General features: G+C 70.1%; 19 protein-coding genes. 13 read left to right on the top strand and 6 right to left on the bottom strand.

The window, feature by feature from the left end:
- Positions 1 to 72 precede the first annotated feature (72 nt).
- Positions 73 to 681, bottom strand: coding sequence for a response regulator transcription factor (locus tag OHB44_RS21785; protein WP_266301917.1), 609 nt, complete (start codon positions 679 to 681; stop codon positions 73 to 75).
- Positions 682 to 1,372: 691 nt separating this feature from the next.
- Between OHB44_RS21785 and OHB44_RS21780 the strand changes: the two genes are divergently transcribed.
- A complete protein-coding gene (locus OHB44_RS21780; RefSeq protein ID WP_330438035.1) occupies positions 1,373 to 1,549 on the top strand; it encodes a hypothetical protein in 177 nt (58 codons plus the stop codon).
- A gap of 668 nt (positions 1,550 to 2,217) precedes the next feature.
- Here the strand turns inward: OHB44_RS21780 and OHB44_RS21775 are convergent.
- A complete protein-coding gene (locus OHB44_RS21775) occupies positions 2,218 to 3,357 on the bottom strand; it encodes a substrate-binding domain-containing protein (RefSeq protein WP_266301918.1) in 1,140 nt (379 codons plus the stop codon).
- A gap of 401 nt (positions 3,358 to 3,758) precedes the next feature.
- Here OHB44_RS21775 and OHB44_RS21770 point away from each other — a divergent pair, with 401 nt between their 5' ends.
- The 10 genes from OHB44_RS21770 (at position 3,759) to OHB44_RS21725 (ending at position 14,181) form a co-directional block, all read left to right on the top strand.
- Positions 3,759 to 5,762, top strand: a complete 2,004-nt coding sequence (locus OHB44_RS21770) for a DUF2264 domain-containing protein (RefSeq protein ID WP_330438034.1) — start codon at positions 3,759 to 3,761, stop codon at positions 5,760 to 5,762.
- A gap of 43 nt (positions 5,763 to 5,805) precedes the next feature.
- Complete coding sequence (locus tag OHB44_RS21765; RefSeq protein WP_330438033.1) at positions 5,806 to 7,110, top strand: ABC transporter substrate-binding protein; 1,305 nt, start codon at positions 5,806 to 5,808, stop codon at positions 7,108 to 7,110.
- Positions 7,111 to 7,226: 116 nt separating this feature from the next.
- Complete coding sequence (locus OHB44_RS21760) at positions 7,227 to 8,090, top strand: carbohydrate ABC transporter permease (protein ID WP_238684139.1); 864 nt, start codon at positions 7,227 to 7,229, stop codon at positions 8,088 to 8,090.
- Entirely contained in the window at positions 8,090 to 8,986 is an 897-nt protein-coding gene (locus OHB44_RS21755) for a carbohydrate ABC transporter permease (protein WP_238684138.1), read from the top strand. The genes OHB44_RS21760 and OHB44_RS21755 overlap by 1 nt, the downstream gene beginning before the upstream one ends.
- Before the next feature lie 5 nt (positions 8,987 to 8,991).
- Positions 8,992 to 9,669, top strand: a complete 678-nt coding sequence (locus OHB44_RS21750; protein WP_330438031.1) for a hypothetical protein — start codon at positions 8,992 to 8,994, stop codon at positions 9,667 to 9,669.
- Positions 9,670 to 9,753: 84 nt separating this feature from the next.
- Entirely contained in the window at positions 9,754 to 10,941 is a 1,188-nt protein-coding gene (locus tag OHB44_RS21745; protein ID WP_266301922.1) for a glycoside hydrolase family 88 protein, read from the top strand.
- Between the two features lie 45 nt (positions 10,942 to 10,986).
- The gene (gene iolB / locus OHB44_RS21740; protein WP_238684135.1) at positions 10,987 to 11,811 is read left to right on the top strand and encodes a 5-deoxy-glucuronate isomerase; all 825 of its coding nucleotides are present in this window, start codon (positions 10,987 to 10,989) and stop codon (positions 11,809 to 11,811) included.
- An 89-nt stretch (positions 11,812 to 11,900) separates the two neighbouring features.
- Complete coding sequence (locus OHB44_RS21735) at positions 11,901 to 12,290, top strand: GntR family transcriptional regulator (RefSeq protein ID WP_112583335.1); 390 nt, start codon at positions 11,901 to 11,903, stop codon at positions 12,288 to 12,290.
- Positions 12,287 to 13,168 (top strand): ABC transporter ATP-binding protein, encoded by an 882-nt coding sequence (locus OHB44_RS21730; protein WP_238684133.1) that lies wholly within the window; start codon positions 12,287 to 12,289, stop codon positions 13,166 to 13,168. Before OHB44_RS21735 ends, OHB44_RS21730 begins: the two co-directional genes overlap by 4 nt.
- On the top strand, positions 13,165 to 14,181 hold the full coding sequence (locus OHB44_RS21725) for an ABC transporter permease subunit (RefSeq protein ID WP_266301924.1): 1,017 nt from the start codon (positions 13,165 to 13,167) through the stop codon (positions 14,179 to 14,181). The genes OHB44_RS21730 and OHB44_RS21725 overlap by 4 nt, the downstream gene beginning before the upstream one ends.
- A gap of 68 nt (positions 14,182 to 14,249) precedes the next feature.
- Here OHB44_RS21725 and OHB44_RS21720 read toward each other — a convergent pair whose 3' ends face one another.
- Together OHB44_RS21720 and OHB44_RS21715 are read right to left on the bottom strand one after the other, a co-directional pair.
- Positions 14,250 to 16,025 (bottom strand): vWA domain-containing protein, encoded by a 1,776-nt coding sequence (locus OHB44_RS21720; protein ID WP_238684131.1) that lies wholly within the window; start codon positions 16,023 to 16,025, stop codon positions 14,250 to 14,252.
- Between the two features lie 84 nt (positions 16,026 to 16,109).
- Positions 16,110 to 17,402 carry a serine/threonine-protein kinase gene (locus tag OHB44_RS21715; protein ID WP_238684130.1) on the bottom strand — a complete coding sequence of 431 codons (1,293 nt, stop codon included), beginning with the start codon at positions 17,400 to 17,402 and terminating at the stop codon, positions 16,110 to 16,112.
- Between the two features lie 664 nt (positions 17,403 to 18,066).
- Here OHB44_RS21715 and OHB44_RS21710 point away from each other — a divergent pair.
- Entirely contained in the window at positions 18,067 to 18,882 is an 816-nt protein-coding gene (locus tag OHB44_RS21710; protein WP_330438026.1) for a SigB/SigF/SigG family RNA polymerase sigma factor, read from the top strand.
- Between the two features lie 110 nt (positions 18,883 to 18,992).
- Here the strand turns inward: OHB44_RS21710 and OHB44_RS21705 are convergent, their stop codons facing one another.
- A complete protein-coding gene (locus OHB44_RS21705) occupies positions 18,993 to 19,751 on the bottom strand; it encodes a GAF and ANTAR domain-containing protein (protein WP_238684128.1) in 759 nt (252 codons plus the stop codon).
- Positions 19,752 to 20,106: 355 nt separating this feature from the next.
- Between OHB44_RS21705 and OHB44_RS21700 the strand changes: the two genes are divergently transcribed.
- Complete coding sequence (locus tag OHB44_RS21700) at positions 20,107 to 20,847, top strand: GAF and ANTAR domain-containing protein (protein WP_238684127.1); 741 nt, start codon at positions 20,107 to 20,109, stop codon at positions 20,845 to 20,847.
- A gap of 18 nt (positions 20,848 to 20,865) precedes the next feature.
- On the opposite strand, the gene OHB44_RS33515 is transcribed toward OHB44_RS21700, so the two are convergent.
- Positions 20,866 to 21,252, bottom strand: coding sequence for an STAS domain-containing protein (locus OHB44_RS33515; RefSeq protein ID WP_372488306.1), 387 nt, complete (start codon positions 21,250 to 21,252; stop codon positions 20,866 to 20,868).
- Positions 21,253 to 21,308 lie beyond the last annotated feature (56 nt).

Raw genomic sequence — 21,308 nt, 5'->3', positions numbered from 1 at the left:
TTCAAACACGCAACCGGTGGGGCCGCACGGCGACGGGGCGGGCCCGGAAACTCCGGACCCGCCCCCGAACTGTCACAGCCAGCCGTTACGCCGCGCGCGCGACACCGCCTCCAGTCGGTTGCGGGCCCCGGTCTTGCGCAGAATCACCGACAGGTGATTGCGCACCGTCCCGTGTGCCAGGTAGAGGCGTACGGCGATCTCCTTCAGGGGTAGGCCCTCGGCCGCCATCCGCAGCACGTCCATCTCCCGAGGCGTCAACGGCGTCTCCGGAGGGCTCAGCACCGCGATCGCCGCAGCCGGGTCGATCGCCCGCTCCCCGGCCGCGAGCGCGCGGATCGCCCGCACCAACTCGGCCAGCGAGCTGTCCTTCCCGAGAAGGCCGCGCGCGCCGGCTGCCAGCGCCGCCTCCACCAGTGCCGGGCTCCACCGAGGGCTCATCGCCAGCACGGCGGCGTGCGGCGCCTCGTCGTCGATCCGGGCGACCACCGCCACCGGGTCGGGCAGCTCCGGTGTCAGTGCCAGCACCACCACCTGCGGTCGGCACCGCCGGACCACAGTCAACAGCTCACCGACACCCTCGACGTCGGCGACCACCTCCATGTCCTCCTCGCGTGACAGCGCGGCGCAGAGCGCCCCGCGCAGCAAACCCATGTCCTCGGCGACGACAACGTGGATCACCACGTTTTCTCCGATCTCCGGTACGCGTCACGACGGCCACCGATCCCGGAACATCCACGGGTTGGTCAGGGCGATCGTGCGCTACAGACGGGTGGGCATCGGCCCGCGGCGCCGTCGCGGCGGACGGGCGCGGGCACTGATCGACCGACCAGCGGGTGAACAGGCCGGCCGCTCGGGCCAGCCACCGGGGTCGGTCGACCCGCCTCAGCCTGGGCGGGCGATCGCGGACGGGGTTCGGCTCTCGACCAGAGGTGGCACGAGATCGCAGCGTGGCCCGGCGCCGAGGTGCGACTGCCGGTCCAGCGGTCGGACCAGCCCTGACCCGGGTGTCGGTCCATTGTCGACACGAACGGCGTCCTGGTCGGTGGGTGCGACGGGCTGGCCAGGAAGCACACCCCGCGCGGCCACCGGTACCGGGCGTGCGGCGAGGTGCCCCGTCGGGGCCGCGGCACGGGCGGGGCCGTCGGCGGAATTCGGCGGTGGCGCGGCCGGGGTCGGCGGTGCCGTGGCGCGTACGGATGCCACTGCCGGAACCACCGGTGACGTCGGAGCTGTCAGTACGGGAGCCGGCTGGGTCACCGGCGGGGCGGCTGGCCCGAGCACCGGGGGAACGGGCAGTGCGGGTGTCGCCGCCGGAACGATCACCGGGCCGGGAACCGGCGGTAGAACGGCATCGACGACACGGAGGAGCGCCATGACGACGGGCCTGATCGGCACCGTGCGCACGATGTCGACGACGTACGGCAGGGGAGCGGTGACCAAGCCGACCACGGGCGGACCGGGCGGCGGACGCACCGCCGACGGATCGGGGGTGGCGGTGGTCGGCCGTCGCGGCGGATCGGCGGCCGGTCGCGACAGGTCCACCCGGTGAGCCGAACGATGAGCGGCGCGGGTCACGGAGGCCGGGCGGAGTCTTTCGCGCTCCGCCGTGCCGGCTGAGACGGGTGCGCCGAGCCTCGACGCACCCGCCGACCGTCGGGGCTCCGTCGAGGGGGGACCCTCGCGGGGGGCGGCCACCGAGTCGGTGGGTACCGCCAGCGGGGCACGGGGCCTGTCATGGCGGCGGTCGTCGGCAGCCGGGGCCCGTTGACGATCCTGGTCGGGGCGCTCGGCGACAGTCAGCCGCGCGACCGACCCGACCAGACCGCCGATCCTGCGATGGGGCTCGTCGCCGGACCCGCTACGCATCCCGTCGGCGGCGGCCGGCCCCTGAAACAGGGTGGCCACGACGAAACCGGCCCCGACGGCGGCCGCGATCAGCGCCAACCGCCGGGCGAGCCTGCGCAACCGGCCGGCCGCAAGCGGCGCGGACCGGTCCGGCGCAGACGCCGACGCGGTTCCGCTGACGGGACTTCGCACGCGGGCACGACCCCTTCCCTCTGGGTTGCTGACCCATGGTAGCGACGCGCTCACGTAGCCGCATCCGGTGGATGCGCGCTCGCCGGCAGGATGGCGGCAGCACTACGTCTGACCTGGAGGTCGGCGGCCGCCGCCCGGCTGGTCCGTGATCGGCGAACGTCCCGGAACGGGAAAGGCCGCCTACGCGGGTGGCGGCGCGGTCGACTCCCGGATCCGCAGCGACGGGCTGATGACGACCCGGTGGGTGGGGCGGTCGGGGTCGGCGAGCCGGTCGGCGACGAGACGCACTGCGGCTCGTCCGATCGAGCGTCGCGGCGGTCGGACCGCTGTCAGCGGCGGGCTGAAGAGCCCGGCGACCTCGTCGTCGTACGCCACTATCGAGAGGTCGCCGGGTACGGACAGGTGCCGTTCCTCGCAGTGCTGCACCAGCGCGATCGCCTCGGCGTCGGCGTGCACCAGCAGCGCCGTCGTCCCGGTCGCCTGGCACTGGTCGAGGATGCCGTTGAGCACGCTGTCCCGCTCGGGCGACCGCGCGTCGGGCACCACAGCCACGACCGTCGCATCCGAGTCGAGGCCGCACTCGGAGGTGGCGTCGAGCCAGCCGCGCCGTACGTGCTGGCTGGTGGGGCTGTTGGCGTCGAGCACCAGGCCGACCTTGCGGTGTCCGAGCGAGGTGAGGTGGCGTACCGCCATGGCCGCACCGAGCGCGTGGTCGGTGACCACCGACTCCATGACAGCGTGGTGGCTGCCTACCGTGGCGGTGCGTTCCAGCAGGACGACCGGGACGCCGACCTGGTCGAGCCACTCGACGGTGCGCTCGGCGGTCGGTGTGTCCATGCTCGGCGCGATGATCAGCGCGTCGACGCCCATCCGCCCCACCATGCGGGCCAGTTGCGGCTGGTCGTCCTCACTGTCGTAGGAGGAGCCGCGCAGAACCACACGCATGTCCAACTCGCGGGCGGCCCCCTCGACGCCGCGCGCCACGTCCGGCCAGTAGTAGTCCAAGGAGGGCACGAGCATGCCGAGGGCGCGCCCGACCAGCGGGTCCCGACCAGCGGCGGGTGGCTCGTCGGCTGCCGGGACGTCGTCCGGCAGGATCAGGGCGACCCCACCGTGGACCCGGCGAACCAACCCTTCGGCGGCGAGTTCCGCGATGTCGCGCCGGATGGTGACCGGCGCGGCACCCAGCACATGGGACAGGTCAGAGATGCGCATCGAGCCGTCGCGTTGCAGGGCTGCCAACAGTTGCTGGCGGCGGGCGACCTGAAGCGGCCCTCGGGGGGCCTCCGCCGTGGCGACGACGGGGCTGTCCTTGGTCATGGGGGACCTCCGAGGAACGCTTCGTGCGGCGGAAACTCTTGCAGGGTGCGGACGACCTCGCCGGCCCGGCCGAACGCGGTGGCGTCGATCGCGAGCCGGATCGGCTGATCTCCCCCATCCGACGATGAGCATAGGAGTCGTGCTCCGCCGGATCGGTCATGACTCCTTCGGCAGTGGAGCAGCTATGAACGATTGTGAGCGTATCAGAGCACTTGGCGCGTCACGGCGGTGTTGTGCGCCTTCTTGATCGAGTGTGTTCACATCGGTTTGGGAACGGCATTGACTTGCTCCTTTGTGAGCGTTTTACTTCGGAAACCCTGCGGATGCCTGCACGTCACATTCATGGGCAACGCCCCGCTCGCCACAGTCGACGGAGACGGATCGATGCGACAGGACCACGGATGACGTTCAGGACGACCGGCCGGGTGGCACCGGCGACGGACTCGGATGTCGCTACCGCCGCGACCTGGAGCCGCGATGACTGGTTGGCCCTCGCCGACCGGATCCTCGCCGCCGCCCGACCGTTCGCGTCTCCCGGGCACGCCCTCGTCACCTTCCCCGGGCCGGAGGGCGGCTACGGGCGGGCCGTCGACGGACTGGAGGGTTTCGCCCGCACCTTCCTACTGGCCGGGTTCCGCATCGCGGGTGCCCGAGGGGTGGGCGTGGACGAGCTCGTGGACCGGTACGCGGCAGGCATCACCGCCGGCACCGACCCAAGCTCCGCGGACCGTTGGGTGCGCTTGGACGAGCACCCCCAGGCCAAGGTGGAGGCCGCCTCCATCGCGCTGGTCCTGGACATGACCCGCCCGTGGATCTGGGATCGACTGCCATCCGTGGTGCGCCAGCGGGTGGTGGACTACCTGCGCCCGGCAGTTGGCGACGACACGTACCCACGGATCAACTGGGTCTGGTTCCGGCTGGTCGTACAGACGTTTCTGCGTTCGGTGGGCGGGCCGCACTCGCTCGACGAGATGGCCGAGGACCTGCGCTCGCACGACGGCTTCGCCCGCCGGGACGGCTGGATGTCCGACGGGCCGGACCGCGCCTACGACCACTACGTGGGCTGGGCCCTGCACCTCTACCCGACGCTGTGGGCGCGGATGGCCGGCGCCGCTGACCTGGCCGAGCAGCGCCGCGAGCGGGACCTGGCCGGCCTCGACCGCTTTCTGAGCGACGCGGTCGCGCTCGTGGGCGCGGACGGATCACCGTTGATTCAGGGGCGGAGCCTGACCTACCGCTTCGCCGCGGCGGCGCCGTTCTGGGTTGGCGCCATCGCCGGTGTGCCATCGGTCAGCCTCGGCCGGTTGCGCGGCGCGGCCACCCGCATCGTGCGTCACTTCGTGGCCAACGGCGCCCTGGATCAACGAGGCCTGCTCACCCTCGGCTGGCACGGGCCGTGGCCGCGACTCGCGCAGTCGTACTCCGGGCCGGGCTCGCCGTACTGGGCCAGCAAGGGCCTGCTCGGCATCGCGCTACCCGCCGACCATCCGATCTGGACGGGTCCCGAGGAGCCGTTGCCGGTCGAGGAGCGGGACGCGGTGCGGGCGATACACGCGCCAGGCTGGCTGATCTCTGGCACCCGTGCCGACGGCATCGTCCGCGTCGTCAACCACGGCACCGACCACGCCGTCGAGGGTGCCACCGTCTCAGATTCCCCGCTCTACGCCCGACTGGGCTACTCCACCGCCACCACCCCGGTCCTCGACGACAGCGGCTGGGACGGTCCGCTCGACCAGTCCGTCACTCTCGTCGACGACGCGGGCCGGGTCACCCACCGCGCCGGCATGCGCCTGCTGACCGTTCGCGTCGGCAGCGACGGCGTGGGCGTGGCCGGGTCACGTGCCCTCGCCCACTGGGTCGACCCGGATCCCGGTCAGCGCGATCACGGCGGCGGCCGGGTGGGCAGGTCCCGACCGGCCGGGCACCTCACTGTGTACTCGCTGGTCCGCGGCCCCTGGGAACTACGTCTGACCCGTGTCGACGGCCTCGCCGACGGCGTCGAGGCGGCTGCGCTCAGGCTACGGATCGGCGGTTGGGCCATCGCCGGGAATGCGACGGCCACCGCCGGCGGCGGTGTGGCGGTCGTGACCGGGGTCGACCTGACCAGCCGGCTCGAAAGCCTGCACGGCGGCGGAACGGCCGGCGTCACCGCCGTTGCGCACGGCGGGCCCCTGGCCGGCGGGCTGGTCGTGCCCTGGCTGGACCACCCCGTCCGGCCGGGCGCGTGGGCCGCCACCTTCACCGAGTTGTCCAGGGTGCCGGTGGCCACGGCCGAGCAGGCATGCCAGGTCGCGGTCGACGAGGACGTCGACGGCCTTCACCTGGCGGTCGACTGGCCCGACGGGATCAGCACGGCGACACGTCTGGACACCGAGCATGCCAGGCCCACCCAGGCGTCCTGGTAGCAGTGCGGGCCCGTCCGGGCCCCTTGACCTGAAGGAGAAAGGGATGAAGCGTGCGATACCGGCCGTCATCAGCGCTGCGACGGCCCTGACGCTTGTTCTCGCCGGTTGCGGCGGCGGAGACGAGCCAGTCGACCCCAACGCCCCGGTGACGATCAGCCTGGCCGGCTGGAGCCTGTCGTCCACGCCGGAGTTCAAGACGCTCGCCGACGGCTTCAAGGCGACCCACCCGAGCGTGACTGTGGAGCTCAAGGAGTACGCCCCAGGCAACGACTACGACACCCAGATGATCACGGACCTGGCCGCCGGCACCGCCCCGGACGTCTACGTCATGAAGAACCTCAAGAACTTCTACACGTACCAGAGCGGTGGTCAGCTGCTCGACGTCTCCGACGCCACCTCCGGTCTCGGCTCGAGCCCGGCGCTCGCGTCGTACCAGGTCGATGGCAAGGCGTACGCGGTGCCGTACCGGCAGGACTCGTGGGTGCTGTTCTACAACAAGGACCTGTTCGCGAAGGCGAAGGTGGCGCCGCCGGACGGCAGCTGGACCTGGGACGACTACACCGACGCGACGAAGCGACTGCACACCGGGCTGAAGGGGGCCGGTTCGAACGCGACCGGCGCGTACCAGCACACCTTCCAGTCGACAGTGCAGGGATTCGCGCTCGCCCAGACCCCCAACGCGGACCTGCTCTCCGGGGACTTCGGCTATCTGAAGCCGTACTACGAGCGGTCACTCGACCTGCAGGCGGCCGGCGCGCAGCCGAGCTTCGGCACCGCGAAGACCAACAAGCTCACCTACCAGGCGCAGTTCGGCAAGCAGCAGTCGGCGATGCTGCTGATGGGCACCTGGTACGTGGCCACGCTGCTCAACCAGCGACAGAGCGGTGACGCCGACACGTTCCAGTGGGGGATCGCCCCGGCGCCGCAGTTCGACAAGTCCACCACCGGCACCTCCGCCACACCTGTCACCTTCGGTGACCCGACCGGCCTGGGGATCAACCCGAAGATCAGCAAGTCCAAGACCGCCGCGGCCAAGGACTTCCTGAAGTACGCGGCCGGCCCGGAGGCCGGCAAGGCGCTGGCCGGGATCGGCATCACCCCGGCCCAGGTCACCGACGCGGTCACCGCGTCGCTGTTCGGGCTGAACGGCGTACCGCAGGACGACCTGTCGAAGTTCGCCTACTCCAAGCACACCATCAAGCCGGAGAACCCCGTGTCGAAGCACACCGCCGGCCTGCAGAACCTCCTCAACGAGACGCACTCGGCGATCCTCTCCGACAGCAAGGGCGTCGACGCGGAGCTGAACAAGGCGCGGGACCGCGCCAAGAACGAAGTCCTCAACCAGTGAGCCGATGGCGGGCCCGGCGCGCCTGCGCCGCACGCCGGTCCCGCCCCCAGGCCGAACGCTTCCGGAGACTCCCTATGGCAACCTTGCCGCGCACGAGACCCAGGAACCGGCGGCTGGTGTCGCGCAACACGGTCGCCGGCTGGTCGTTCATCCTTCCCAACTTCATCGGCTTCGCCGCGCTCACCCTGGTACCCGTCGTCGTGCTGTTCTACGTGGCCTTCACGAACTGGAACGTCTTCGGGGTGGCCGAGTGGACCGGCACCGCCAACTTCCGGCGGATGTGGGACGACTCGAGCTTCTGGACCGCACTGCGCAACACCGTCTACTACGCCGTCTTCCACATTCCGCTGACCCTCGTGGCAGCACTCGGGCTGGCGCTGCTGCTCAACCGCAAACTGCGCGGTGTGCGGTTCTTCCGAACCATCGCCTTCTTCCCCTACATCACCTCGATCGTGGCGATCGCGGTCGTCTGGAACCAGCTGTTCAGCCCGGAGTACGGCCCGATCAACGCTCTTCTCGGTGCCGTCGGCGTGGACGATCCGCCGGGCTGGACCGCGTCGGCGACCTGGTCGATGCCGGCGGTCATCATCGTCGGCACCTGGCGCTACATGGGCTACTACATGCTGCTGTTCCTGGCCGGCCTGCAGACCATCCCGGCCCAGCTCTACGAGGCGGCCGAGACCGACGGCGCCTCACCGTGGCAGCGGTTCGTGCACGTGACCCTCCCCGGGTTACGAACCACGACCTTCTTCGTCACGGTGCTGCTCACCATCGAGAGCTTCAAGGTCTTCGACCTCATCCTCGTGATGACCGGCGGCGGACCGGGCCAGTCGACACTCGTGCTCTCGCAGTACATCTACCAGAAGGGCTTCGAGGAGAACCAGTTCGGCTACGCCTCGGCGGTCTCCGTCGTCCTGTTCGCCATCTGCTTCGGCATCACGGTCATCCAGTTCATGGTCAACAAGCGGAGGAACAGCTGATGACCGCTACCGACCTCTCCCTGCCCGCCCCGGCCGTCGCCGCGCCCGGCAATCGCCGCGCGCCCCGCCGACCGGTCCGCTCCCTGGGCGGGCGGCTCCTCGGGTACGCCGCTCTCGTGCTCGCGGCGGCCGGGCTGCTGCTGCCGTTCTTCTGGATGGTGGTGGCGTCGTTGAAGACCAACAATGACGTCTTCACCATCCCGATCACGTGGCTCCCCGATCCCGTGGTGTGGCGGAACTACGTCGACATCTGGCAGCGCTCGGACATGACGACGTGGCTGTGGAACACCCTGCTGTTGTCGGTGATCGTCACCTTCCTGCAGGTGTTCACCGGCAGCTTCGCGGCCTACGGCTTCGCCCGCGTCCGCTTCCCCGGCCGCAACCTGCTCTTTCTGGCGTACGTCGGGACGATCGCGGTGCCCTGGCAGTCGTACATGATCCCGCAGTTCATTCTCATGTCGAAGCTGCACCTGTCGAACACGCTGTGGTCGATCGTCGCGATACAGGCGTTCGGCGCGATCGGCGTGTTCCTGATGAAGCAGTTCTACGAGACGATCCCCGAGGAGCTCAGCGAAGCGGCGCGGGTCGACGGGCTCAGCGAGTACGGCATCTACCGACGGATCATCCTGCCGTTGTCCCGGCCGGCGCTTGCCAGTCTGGCCCTGCTGATGTTCACGACCACCTGGAACGACTACCTCGGCCCGCTCGTCTACCTGCGCAGTCCGGAGCTGCGCACCATCCAGTTGGGGCTGAACACCTTCATCTCCCAGTACAACGCCGAGTACGCGCTGATCATGACGGGCTCGGTGCTGTCAGTGCTGCCCGTCGCTGTCATCTTCCTGCTCGGCCAGCGCTACTTCATCGAGGGCGTCGCCTCGACCGGACTGAAGGGTTGAGGCCCATGCGTTCGCGCCACAACACCATCACCGCCGTCTTCGACGGGTTCTACATCGCGCTCGCCACCAACCTGCTGCTGGTGCTCGGTTGCCTGCCACTGGTGACGCTCGCGTTCACCACCGACGCGGCGCGGTCCTGGCCTCTGTACGCGCTGACCGCTCCGCTCTGCGCGCCAGGGCTCTGTGCGGCCTTCGCTGTCATGTCCGCCTACTCGGCCGGCGACACCGGCGGCGTGCTGCGCACCTACTGCCGCGCCTGGCGAGCCACCGCCCGGCCGGCGATGCTCTGGACGGCGGCGGCCATGGCTGCCCTGGTCGTGCTCGCCGTCGACGCCCGCGCCGCGTGGGGCCACCGGGTCGGGGCACTCGCCCTGCCGGTCCTCGCGACCCTGATCGTCCTCACCGTCGCGACCACGCTGCTCGGGCTGGTGACCCTCGCCGACCGACCCACCGCGCGGTTGCGTGAGGTGGCCCGCGCCTGCGTGTACCTGGCGGTGCGCCGCTGGTACCTCACCGCAGTGTCACTGCTCGTCCTCGTGCTGCTCGCCCAGATCCTGGCGGCCCGCCCCGCGATCGCGCTCGGCCTCGCCGCCGCGCCACTGCTCTACGTGGTCTGGGCCAACAGCCGCTTCACACTGCGCGCCGCCCTCGACCCACCGACGACCGCACCCCAGACCACCTGAGCACCAGGTTCCGGCCACCGAGCCGACCCACCGACGACACACCTGCCCGGCACCGGACCGGACCCACGAGGGAGACCAGCATCCATGACGGCGACCGACGTCCGTCCCAACTCCGACGCAGCAGCCACGGCGGCCGCGGTGGCCGCCGCGATACGTACCGTCGACTCGAACATCGCCACCTTCGGCGACCGGTACCCCGCGGACACCACCGACGCCAACCGCTACCCGCTCCGGCCACCGAGCGCAGGCCAGCCCGAGGGCGCCAACGTCGGCTGGACCACGAGCTTCTGGCCCGGCATGCTCTGGCTGGCACACGACCTGACCGGCGACGAGCGCCACCTGCGGGCGGCGCTCTCCCACGTGGACAGCTTCGCGGCCCGGATGACCCACGGCATCGACCTGGACACCCACGACCTCGGGTTCCTCTACACCCTCGCCTGCGTCACCCCGGCCCGCCGTACCGGCGATCCACAGGCCCGAGACGCGGCCCTCGCCGCCGCCGACCACCTGATGACGCGCGTCCTCGAACCGGCCGGAATCATCCAGGCCTGGGGCGACCTGAACGACCCCCGGCAACGCGGGCGCACGATCATCGACAGCCTCATGAACACGCCGCTGCTCTTCTGGGCCAGCCAGAGCACCGGCGACGACCGCTACGCCGCCGCGGCCCGCCGGCACACCGCTCAGCTGCGCCAGCACATCCTGCGTCCGGACGGCACCACCTTCCACACCTTCTACTGGGACCCGGCCAGCGGCGCGCCGCTACGCGGCGAGACCGAGCAGGGCCACTCCGACCACTCCTGCTGGGCACGTGGGCAGGCATGGGGCATCTACGGGTTCAGCCTCAACCACCGGCACATCGGCGACCCCGCGCTGCTCGCGGCCGCGAGGACCTGCGCCGACCGCTTCCTCGCTCACCTGCCTGACGACCACGTCGCGTACTGGGATCTGGAGTTCGGCGATGGCAGCGGCCAGGAGCGGGACAGCTCGGCCGCGGCCATCGCCGTCTGCGGCCTGATCGAACTGGCGGACGGCCTCACCGACGACACGGCCAGCGCCGACCGGTACCGGAAAGCCGCCGCCGAGATCCTGCGCTCGCTCATCGGCCACTACTCCACCGGCGGCCACCCGGCCTCGAACGCGCTGATCCTGCACGGCGTCTACGACAAACCCAAGAGCGTCGGCGTCGACGAGGGAACCCTGTGGGGCGACTACTTCTACCTGGAAGCCCTCACCCGCGCCACGATTCCCGGCTGGACCAGCCCTTGGTGACCACCGCGCACCGACCCGCTCCGCCCCGCATTCCGAAAGGTGATCATGGACTACCGCTACCACTGTTCCATTCCCGCCGTCGACGGCCGGAACACGTTGCCCTTCAATCCCTGCCGGCTGTTGGACTTCACACTGCTGCGGCTGTCGGCCGGCGAATCCTGGACGGGCGAGTCCGGTGACCGGGAGATCCTGGCCGTCATCCTCGGTGGCACGGCCAGCTTCACCGTCGCCGGCCACCACTTCCCGCAGGTCGGCAAGCGTCCGGACGTCTTCTCCGGCAAGCCGCACTCGGTCTACATCCCGGCCGGCGCCTCGGTGACCGTCGAGGCGGTCACCGCCGTGGAGATAGCCCTACCCAGCGCACCCAGCGAACTGGCCACAGACCCCTATGTCATCGCGCCGGAGCAGGTCGTGGGCGGCCGCTGGGGAGCGGCCAACTTCGGCCGTACCTACCACCAGATCCTCACCGAGATCTCCCAGCCGGAGCTGCCGGCCCGCCGGCTCATCGTCGGCGAGACCTACACACCCTCGGGCAACTGGAGCACCTACCCGCCGCACCGGCACAAGGTCGACGACCTGCCCGCCGAGGCAGCACACGAGGAGATGTACTACTACCGCGTCAACCCGGCGAACGGGTTCGGCATCAGCCGGGTCTACACCGACGACGGGTACGAGGAGAACGTCACCATCCGTGACCATGTGATGCAGATGATGCCCGAGGGGTACCACACAGTGGTCAGCGCACCCGGCTACACCACCTATTTCCTGTGGTTCCTGGCCGGCACACAACGCACCCAGGGTGCTCGCGAGGACACCGACCTCGCCTGGGTGGGTCAGACCGTACCGACCCTGCGGGGCCTGGGCCTGTAGCCACGTTGGTGGGACCCATCGCAACGAGGTAGCGGACAGCTCCTCCATGGCCCTATTCTACTAGGCAACTAGTAGAATGGGGTGGCGAGGTGATTGAGTTTCACCTGGACGCGCGGTCCGGAGTAGCGCCGTACATGCAGCTCATCCGACAGGTACGGCACGCGCTCCGGCTCGGGGTCCTGAATGAGGGCGACAAGCTGCCCACCGTCAAGGAGGTGGTGGCCCGGGTCGCCATCAACCCGAACACGGTGTCCAAGGCGTACCGCGAGTTGGAGTACGAGGGCCTGGTCACGGCCCGGCCCGGGCTGGGCACGTTCGTCACCCGCACGCTGGTCGGCGACTCGCTGAGCAAGCACGAGCCGCTGCGGCAGGGCCTGGCCCGCTGGCTGACCGAGGCACGGGAGGCGGGCCTGGACGACGAGAGCATCGAGGCGCTCTTCCTCAGCAGCTTTCGGGCATTTTCGGAGGCCCGAGGATGACTAGCGCCCTGATCGCGGACGGCCTGACCAAGCGGTACGGGCGGCGCTCCGCACTGAAGGACTGCACTCTGGACATCCCGGCCGGCCACGTCGTGGGCCTGGTCGGGCCGAACGGCGCCGGTAAGTCCACGCTGCTGCAACTGGCCTGTGGGCTGCTCGATCCGACCGCGGGGCGGATCGAGGTGCTCGGCGCGCGGCCGGTCAGCGGGTCGCCGCAGGTCGGGTTCGTCGCGCAGGACACCCCGGTCTACGCCGGCCTGACCGTCGCCGACCACCTGCGGATGGGCGCGCACCTCAACCCGTCCTGGGACGCCGCGCTCGCCGAGCGGCGCATCGCCCAGGTCGGCCTGGACCCGAAACAGAAGGCGGGCAAGCTCTCCGGCGGCCAGCGCGCCCAACTGGCCCTGACCGTCGCCGCGGCGAAGCGGCCCAATCTCCTGCTGCTCGACGAGCCGGTGGCGGCCCTCGACCCGCTCGCCCGGCGCAATTTCCTGCAGGGGCTGATGGAGCTGACCGCCGAGCAGGGCATGAGCATCGTGATGTCCTCGCACCTGGTCGCCGACCTGGAACGGGTCTGCGACCACCTGATCGTGCTTGTCGCCTCCCGGGTGCGGGTGGCCGGCGACGTGGACGACCTGCTCGCCACCCACCACCGCCTGGTCGGGCGGCGGCGCGACACCGCCGAGTTGGGCGCCGGGCGAGCCCTGGTCGAGCAGAGTCACACCGAGGTGCAGTCGACACTGGTGGTGCGCAGCACCGCGCCGATCGTCGACCCGTCCTGGCAGGTCGACCGGCTGGACCTGGAGGACATCGTGCTGGCGTACATGAGCGGCGCCACCAACGACGGTACGGGTCGGGTTCTGGAGGGGCAGCGATGATCTGGATGACCTGGCGGCAGTTCCGCACCCCGGCCCTGGCCACCGGCACCCTGTTGCTGGCGCTCCTGGGCGCTCTGGCGCTGACCTGGTCGGAGGTGACCGAGCTGGCCACGCAGACCGGATACACCGGCTGCCAGGGCGACGCCTGCCGTGCCGCCGGCGAGGCGTTCCTCCAGGCGCTGCAACCGGGATGGGCGAGTGAGTTCCACATCGCCGCCATCGGGGCCCTCTACCTGCTGCCTGCCCTGGTGGGCATCTTCTGGGGCGCGCCGCTGGTGGCCCGGGAGTTGGAGTCCGGCACGTACCGCATGGTCTTCAGCCAATCCGTCAGCCGCGGGCGTTGGCTGCTGGTCAAACTGGCGATCGGCGTCGGTGCCGCCGCGCTCGGTGCCGGCCTGCTCAGCCTGGTGCTGACCGAGTGGGCGCAGCCGATCGACGGGGCCTCGGCGGACCGGATGAACCCGCTGGTGTTCGCAGCCCGGGGGATCGTCCCGGTTGGCTACGCGACGCTGGCCTTCGTGGTGGGTGTCGCCACCGGGCTGCTGCTGCGGCGGACCCTGGGCGCGATGGCGGTGACCCTGCTGGTGGTGGTCAGCCTCCAGATCGCCGCGCCGTTCGTGGTGCGCCCCTGGCTGGCCCAGCCGATCACCACGGTCACCCCTCTGACGTTCGACGGCGACTTCGGGATCTCGATGAGCTCCGACACTGGGCAGATGACTGTCCACGTCGAGCCCGACCGTAGGGGTGACTGGGTCGTGTCGAGCACCACGATCACCTCGACCGGAGCGGAGTTCACCGGTCCGGCCGACATGACCCGGTGCGGACCGAGGGCGCTCGGCGGGCGCGAGGCGTGCCAGAGGTGGCTGGGCGAGCAGAACCTCAGCCTGAAGGTGAGCTACGTGCCCGCCTCGAAGTTCTGGGGCCTGCAATGGCGGGAGTTCGGCGTGCTGATCGCGTTGACCGCCGTGCTGTCCCTGTTCTCCCTCTGGTGGGTCCGCCGCCGACTCGTCTGACGGCAGAGCCGGTGGGGGGCGGGCCGAGCGCCTGGCCCCCACCGGTCTGGTTGTCCCAGCGGGAAGTGTCAGAAGCTGCTGACCAGCTTCACGAACGCCTCGTCGATCTTGGCGGGGTCGGTGGCGTCGTAGGCCTTGCCCGACGACGCCTTGGCGATCCGGTCCAGGGTGGCGAAGTCCGACTCCCGGTCGAGGGCGATGCAGAACACCTTTACCGGACGCCGCGGGTCCAGGGCGACCTCGGCGAGCAACCGGGCCAGGTCGTTGTCCTTGCTGTACTCGTTCTTGCCGTCGGTCAGCACCACGATCGCGTTGATCCGCTGCGGGTCGTACCGGTCGAGCAGTTCTCGGTGTGCGGCCCGGATCGTCGCGTAGAGCGCGGTATCGCCAGCGACCTGCAGGCCGGCGATCTTGCTGTTGATCCGCTTCTGGTCGAACCCGCCGAGCGGAACCTCCTCCCGGTAGGGGCTCTTCGGCCGCTGCTGCGTCTCCGAGGAGAACGACCAGAGACCCACCCGGTCCTCGGTGTTGAGCAGCGCGAGGCCCTTGCTCGCTGCCGTCGCGGCCACCTGGAAACGGGTACGGGTGCCGACCTTCGCCAGCATGGACCCCGAGGTGTCCAGGGTGATCAGGATGTTGGCCTTCTTGCGGAGCGTGCGCCAGCCGTCCAGCATCGCGCTGACCACCTGCGGTTCTGGTGGCTCGAAGTAGTTCAGCCCGCCGGTGGGCTCGGCGCCGACACTGGCGAGCAGCTCCGCCGAGGCGCGACGCTCGTGGTCCCGGAAACCGAGGCGGGCGAAGCTCTCCTGCTGGGCGTCCTCGGTCAGGAACGTCCGGAAGTCGGCCGCTGCCGCGCGCTGCCGATTGTCGGCGGAGGGCAGCACCACGAAGGGGTGGTCGAGGTTGAACGTGCCCTCCTTGGGATGGACGGCGACCAGCGGGACGTTCGGCCGGCGGCCCCGCTCCTGCCCTTCCTGCCGAGGGCTCAGCGCGCCCGTGTTGTAGAGGTCCACCAACTCCTCCTGCAGAACGATGGCACTCATGTCCTCGGTGCTGCCCGCGCCGCCGGTCAGGTCCGCCTCGGCGAGGCTGCGCAGCAGGTCCACCGAATCGTCGCTGTAGTGCGACACGTTGGCCTCGATCCGGCGGACGAACTGGGTCACCGCCGGGTCGGCCAGGTCGGACTCGGTCAGGTCATTGGCCCGTCGCACTGCCGCGTAGTAGGTGGCGATGGTCGCCGCCAGCCCGGAGGTGGACAGGTTCGGGTTGTCCTTGCCGAAGGTGAACCGACCCCACTCCGGCTTGCCGAAGTCCGCCCACCCGTCCCGCCCGGACAGGCCCAGGATCTCACCCCAGCCCAGCGCCCCCCGCTTGCCTACCAGCTCGGCCTTCGGCTGTGGCATGGCGATCACCAACGGGCTGTTGGCGATCGACGGGTAGTCGTCCGGAGTCTGCAACTCCCGCCCGGCGGCCTCGTCGAGCAGCCGGAGCTGGCCGGTCCACAGGCTCGACGTCGGCAGCCAGACCTGTGGTTGCGGCAGGCCGGTGTTTGCCCAGTCGGTGGCCAGCGCCTCGGTGGCCTTGCCCGAGTTCAACGCGCTGACGTGCACCTGGGCGCAGCCACCGTCCTTGATCGACCGCTCGCTCACGTTGTATCGCTCGGCCAGGTCGACCAGCAGAGCCGCCTTCTCCGTCGAGGAATTGACCTGGAGGATGGTCGCACAGTCGTTGCCCGCTTCGCGCTGTCGAACGAACACGAACGCCCCGGCGATGACCACCAGCCCGGCGGTGACGGCGGCGGTGTACGGCAACCACTGCCGCGTACGCGTAGCGGATGGGGCCATCGGGACGTCCTCCTCGGCGGGCGGCTGGTGGCAGTCAACCTATCGATGCGGCGCCAGTCGGCGACCCCGCCCCCGGCGTGCCGGTCACCAGCGGTCGGACCGCCTCCCGAGGGCCGTCGCGACCAGCAGTCGAACCAGGTAGACCACGACGAAGGCGACAGCACCGACAGCGGCGGCCGGGCCGACAGCGCTCGACGCCACGTAGCCGGCGGCGGCACCAACAGAAGCGAGGAAGAGCGCTGTCGAGATGCCCCAGGCGTCAAGGGCCTCACGACGCAACCGCCGCAACCCGCCGCCGCCTCCAGCACCAACGCCCGGCTCCGTCGCCGGCAGGTGCGCCGGCTGGGTTTGCACCGGCAGGTGCGCCGGCTGGACCGGTCGGGCCTGGGTCGGCACCGTCGGCCGGGCCGGCACCTGCGGCTGCGTAGCGCCCGGTTGCGGTGCCGTCGGCGTGAGCTGGGGGAGCGGTTGGTCGGGAGTCGGCGCGCCCGCCGTCTCGTTGCCGACCTCGAGCAGGCTCTCCCGACGTAGCGGCTCGGTGACCCTGCCGTCCTGCCGAAGCAGCCGCACCAACACCCGCTCGGCGGCCGGCCGGTCCGCCGGATCCTTGGCCAGGCACTCCCGGATCAGCTCGTCCAGAACGGGAGGCATCGCCGGCAGGTCGGGCGGATCGTTCAGCACCCGGTGCATCACGGCGAAGAGCGAGTCGTTGCCGAAAGGCGGCCGACCACCGGCGGCGAAGGCGACAGTGGCCGCCCAGGCGAAGACGTCGCAGGGTGGACCGATCGGGTCGTTGCGGAACCGCTCCGGCGCCATGTACGCGGTGGTCCCCATGACCCGGCTCGACGCCGTCTCCGTGTTGCCCAACGCCCGGGCGATACCGAAGTCGATCACCCGAGGACCGTCCTCGCCCAGCACCACGTTGTCCGGCTTCAGATCGCAGTGCACCACCCCGGCACTGTGGATCGCCGCGAGCGCCGTGACGGTGCCGACCGCGAGCCGGTGCAGGGCGTTACCCGTCACCGGACCACGTTCGCGGACGTGCCGGTGCAGGGTCAGGCCCTCGATGAACTCACTGACCACGTACGGCCGCTCGCCGTCCACCTCCGCGAAGAGCACCTGCGCGGTGCAGAACGGGGCGACCCGGCGGGCGGCGGCGATCTCCTTGACGAACTGCGACCGCGCCCGTGGATCACTCAGATCGACGTTGACCATCTTGACCGCGACCCGGTCACCGGCGTCGTCCTCGCCGAGATAGACGACCCCCTGCCCACCCGCGCCCAACCGCCCGACCAGGCGATAGGGGCCGGCGGTGACCGGGTCGTGCGTCCACAGTTTCGCCAACCCTGGCACCGGCGGGCCGGCCAGCTCTGACATCCCGACTCCATCAGTGTCGTGCCCGGCCACCGGCGGCGCAGGACACGGCCATCGTGCCATGTCGGCCGCCGACGACCGAGCACGTTCAACAGTGGACGGTTCCGCCACCGCCGAATCACACTGGTCGACGCCCACCCGACCTCGACGCGGCTCTACCGCAGGGGTCGACCTAGATCCTTTGTGTGCCGGCGACTCGGCGGAGGGCCAGATAGGCGACCCCCGCGGCCAGCGCCCAGGGGGGCGGCGACGAGGATCGGATCGAGAGGGTGGTGTACGCGGTCGACCCGCTTGCCGCCCAGCGCCCGGCCGAAGCGCCACGAAATTGGTACCCCTGCCTCTTGCCGGCAAACCGGAGCTGGGTTGAGCGGTGAGTCAGCCCTGCCGGTACCGGAGCGACACCCACCGCAGCTGCTGACCGGTGGCAGAAGTTCGCCCACCGTTCTAGGCTTTCCTCTGGGTCAAGCCACGTGCCCGACACCATCCCGAGTCTCGGGAGGTCCGCACGTGACCCGACGAGCCAGCGACCGCAGCGGCCGTGAAGGCCCACCTGATGTCCATTGACGCAGGTTTGCCGACGGCTGGCGACCCGCCCCGGTCTGAGCACGACGCGACCTCCCCGCACGGGGGGTCGCGACGACGCCCACACCGGACAGCGGAGGAACCCATGACCATCACGTCGACAGGCCGGCCCGCACCGACGAACAGCCTGGCTGACCGCAGCACCACGCCCGAGTCGCCGGCCAGCCACCTCCTCGCCGTGATGGTCGCGCTGCCGACTGGCCATCCGTCCAGGCCCGCCGCCCTCGCCCGGGCCATCGAGGCCTGGCTTCCGTTGGCCCATCACCTCGCCCGGCGCTACAACGGCCGTGGCGAGCCGAACGAGGACCTGAGCCAGACGGCAGCACTGGGATTGATCAACGCGATCGACAGGTTCGACCCTTCTCGTGGGATCGAATTCGTCAGCTACGCGGTCCCCACCATCGTGGGGGAGATCAAGCGCCACTTCCGCGACCGCACCTGGGACGTCCGTGTTCCCCGGCGGCTGCAGGAGCGGCGGATGGCCATCGGCGAGGCCAACAACAGCCTCACCCAGTTGCTGGGCCGCTCACCGACCGTCGCCGACATCGCCCGACATCTCGACCTCACCGAGGAGGAGATCCTCGAAGGGCTGGAAGGCGCCCGCGCCTACAACGCGGTCTCACTGTCCACCCCGTTCGGCGATGGCACCACGTCCAGGGAACTGGGCGACACTCTCGGCGGCGACGACAACGAACTTGCCCTCGCCGAACTCAGGGTGGCTCTCACGTCGGCGCTGGCGGTCCTTGACGACCGGGAACGGAGGGTCGTCGCACTGCGCTTTCACGGCAACCTGACCCAGCAGGGCATCGCCGAGCAGATCGGGGTGTCACAGATGCACGTGTCCCGGCTGCTGACCCGCGCGCTGGCCAAGCTGAGGATGCAGCTCACCGCCATCCCGTGAGGTGCGGGCCGGTGCCCTGCGGCGGTCGGTGGATCCGGCCGCGCTGGGCCGACGGCGCCCTCGCCGTCCCGAAACGGCGAGGGCGTGACCTCGGCAGCTGGCCCGTCGTCCTAGGTTTCGGGTATGGGCCTGTCATCGTGGTGTCTCGTGGAGGTTGCGGTCTCGATGAGTGATCTGCCGGTTTCGGCCGCCTTCACCCGCAGGATCAGGTAGGCCTCCTCGGCCGTGCTGCGCCGCTGGTGCATGATCATGCCGAGGGCCTGCTGGATCACGGCACGCACGGCGAAGGCCTCGATGAGTCCGCTGACGAGTTCCTCGGTGCCCGGGTCCGCCGACGGTGGGTCCGAGGCTCCGGTGCGGGTGCGCTCCGGGTCGTACACCGTCCAGACCCGGTCGGTCAGCGGGGCCATCGCGTCGGCGTCATGGCCGTAGAGGTTGAGCGCGGCGACTGTCACACCGGCACCGGCGAACAGGGGGATGGACAGCGATGCCCGCAGGCCCAGGTTCAGCGCCGCCTCGCGGAACCCGGGCCAGGTCATGGTTGCCGCGATGTCCGGCACGGCGACGGGCACACCGGCGTCGAGCGCGTCCAGGCACGGCCCGGCCCGGTCGGCGTACTGGGCGCGGTCGACAGCGAACGCGATCTCGCTGCTTATGGCGACCGTCGTCGGCGCGCCGTCGCGCGTCCGGGTGACCGACGCATAGCTCACCGGAGCCACGAGGTCAGCGGTCAGCCGCACGATCCGCTGCAACAGATCATCGATCAACGAGGCGTCACTCGGGGTTTCGGCGAGGCTGACCAGCGCGTCCGCGAGCCAGCCAGTTACTTCCCGGCGGGATCCCGGCGGTGAGTACGGCGGCTTCCTCATAGAAAATCTCCTTCGGCAGTCGATGGTCCAGTGCCCCGACGGGGGCGGCTTACGCATCGTCCGAGTAGCCGGCTGAGCCGAGGGATCCGCAGGAGCCGCCGGACGGGTTTCCTGACATCTGCGTCGGGACAACCATTAACGAGCCGGGTTTCGCTGCAATCCGCAATCCGCGCAGCAAGGTGCGGGTGACCAGCTAGCGTGGATTATCGCTGGCGGCGTTGCCGGCTCCGTGACGGTGGTCTTGACGTCATGGCCTGGGCAAGCTGGGGCGCGGTTCGCGACAAGTGCCCCGGTCAGGCCCGGCCGGTAAGGAAATCCCGTCCGGGGCCGCCCGCCTAGGTGAGGGAGCAGCGGGATGGCTGGCAGTGACAGCGATGCGGGCACCGACGAGCCACGGCCCGTAGCGGTGGACGATCTCGCGGCGAAGCTGAGTGACCTGGCTCGGACGTTGCAGCACGAGGACAGCGTGGAAGCGACCCTGCAGGCGAGTGCCGGCGCAGCGGTGGGCACGGTGCCGGGCGCGGATTACGCCGCCCTGTCCGTGGTGGAACACCGCCGGGAGGTCCACACTCGGGCCGGCACCGCCGACCTGGCGTACGCGGTGGATCGGGTGCAGTACGAAGTCGGTGAGGGCCCGTGCCTGAGCGCGGTGTACGAGCAGCAGACCGTGCACGTGCCGGACATGACGGTCGAGGAGCGGTGGCCCCGGTTCACCCGGCGCGCCGCCGAGCTGGGCGTGTCGAGCATGTTGTCGTTCCAGCTGTACGTGCAGGAGGACAACCTCGGCGCGCTGAACCTGTACTCGTCGCGCACGCACGCCTTCGATGACGACTCGGCGCACGTGGGGCTGCTGTTCGCCGCGCACGCCGCGGTGGCGATGTCCGGCGCGCAGCATCTCGAACAGCTGAATCAGGCGATCTCGGTGCGGGACGTCATCGGGCAGGCGAAGGGCATCCTGATGGAGCGTCACAAGCTGACCGCCGATCAGGCATTCGCTGTCCTGGCGCGGGCCAGTCAGAACACCAACCGGAAACTCGTCGACGTCGCAAGCTCCCTGACGGCGACGGGCCAACTGGCCCAGCGCACGCCCCGGTGAACGCCCCCTCTGTGTCCCTCATGCTTCGGATCGAGACGGCGGGGACAAGCGGTCGGGCACGCCGAGGACACCCAGTAGCCCGGTGATGGCCAAGACCCTGTGCACGGTCGGAGTCAGGTTGCTCAGACGCAGCCGGCATCCTGTCTCGTAGGCGTGTTCTTGGCAGGTGAGCAGGCACCTGATGCCGGCAGAGTCGATGAACCTCACGCCGGCGAAGTCCACCTCTATGTCTCTAATGTCGTGCTCGCGAAGGATGCCCTGCACAACCTGTTCGAAGTGATCGGTAACGCAGCCGTCCAGCTCACCGACGGCGGTGACTCGGGCCCGCGTCGAGGTCTCGATGTGTACGTCGACCCGCAGGAGGCATTGCTCAGTCGGACATTGACCGGGTGAGAAAGGGTGCACGAGGTACCTCCCGCGGAAGCGGCAGTCATGGTCCCTCGCTGCTGAAGGTAGAACTT

This window comes from Micromonospora sp. NBC_00821, assembly GCF_036347035.1.
Lineage (GTDB): Bacteria > Actinomycetota > Actinomycetes > Mycobacteriales > Micromonosporaceae > Micromonospora > Micromonospora hortensis.
This window is presented reverse-complemented; position numbering and strand designations above follow the sequence as displayed.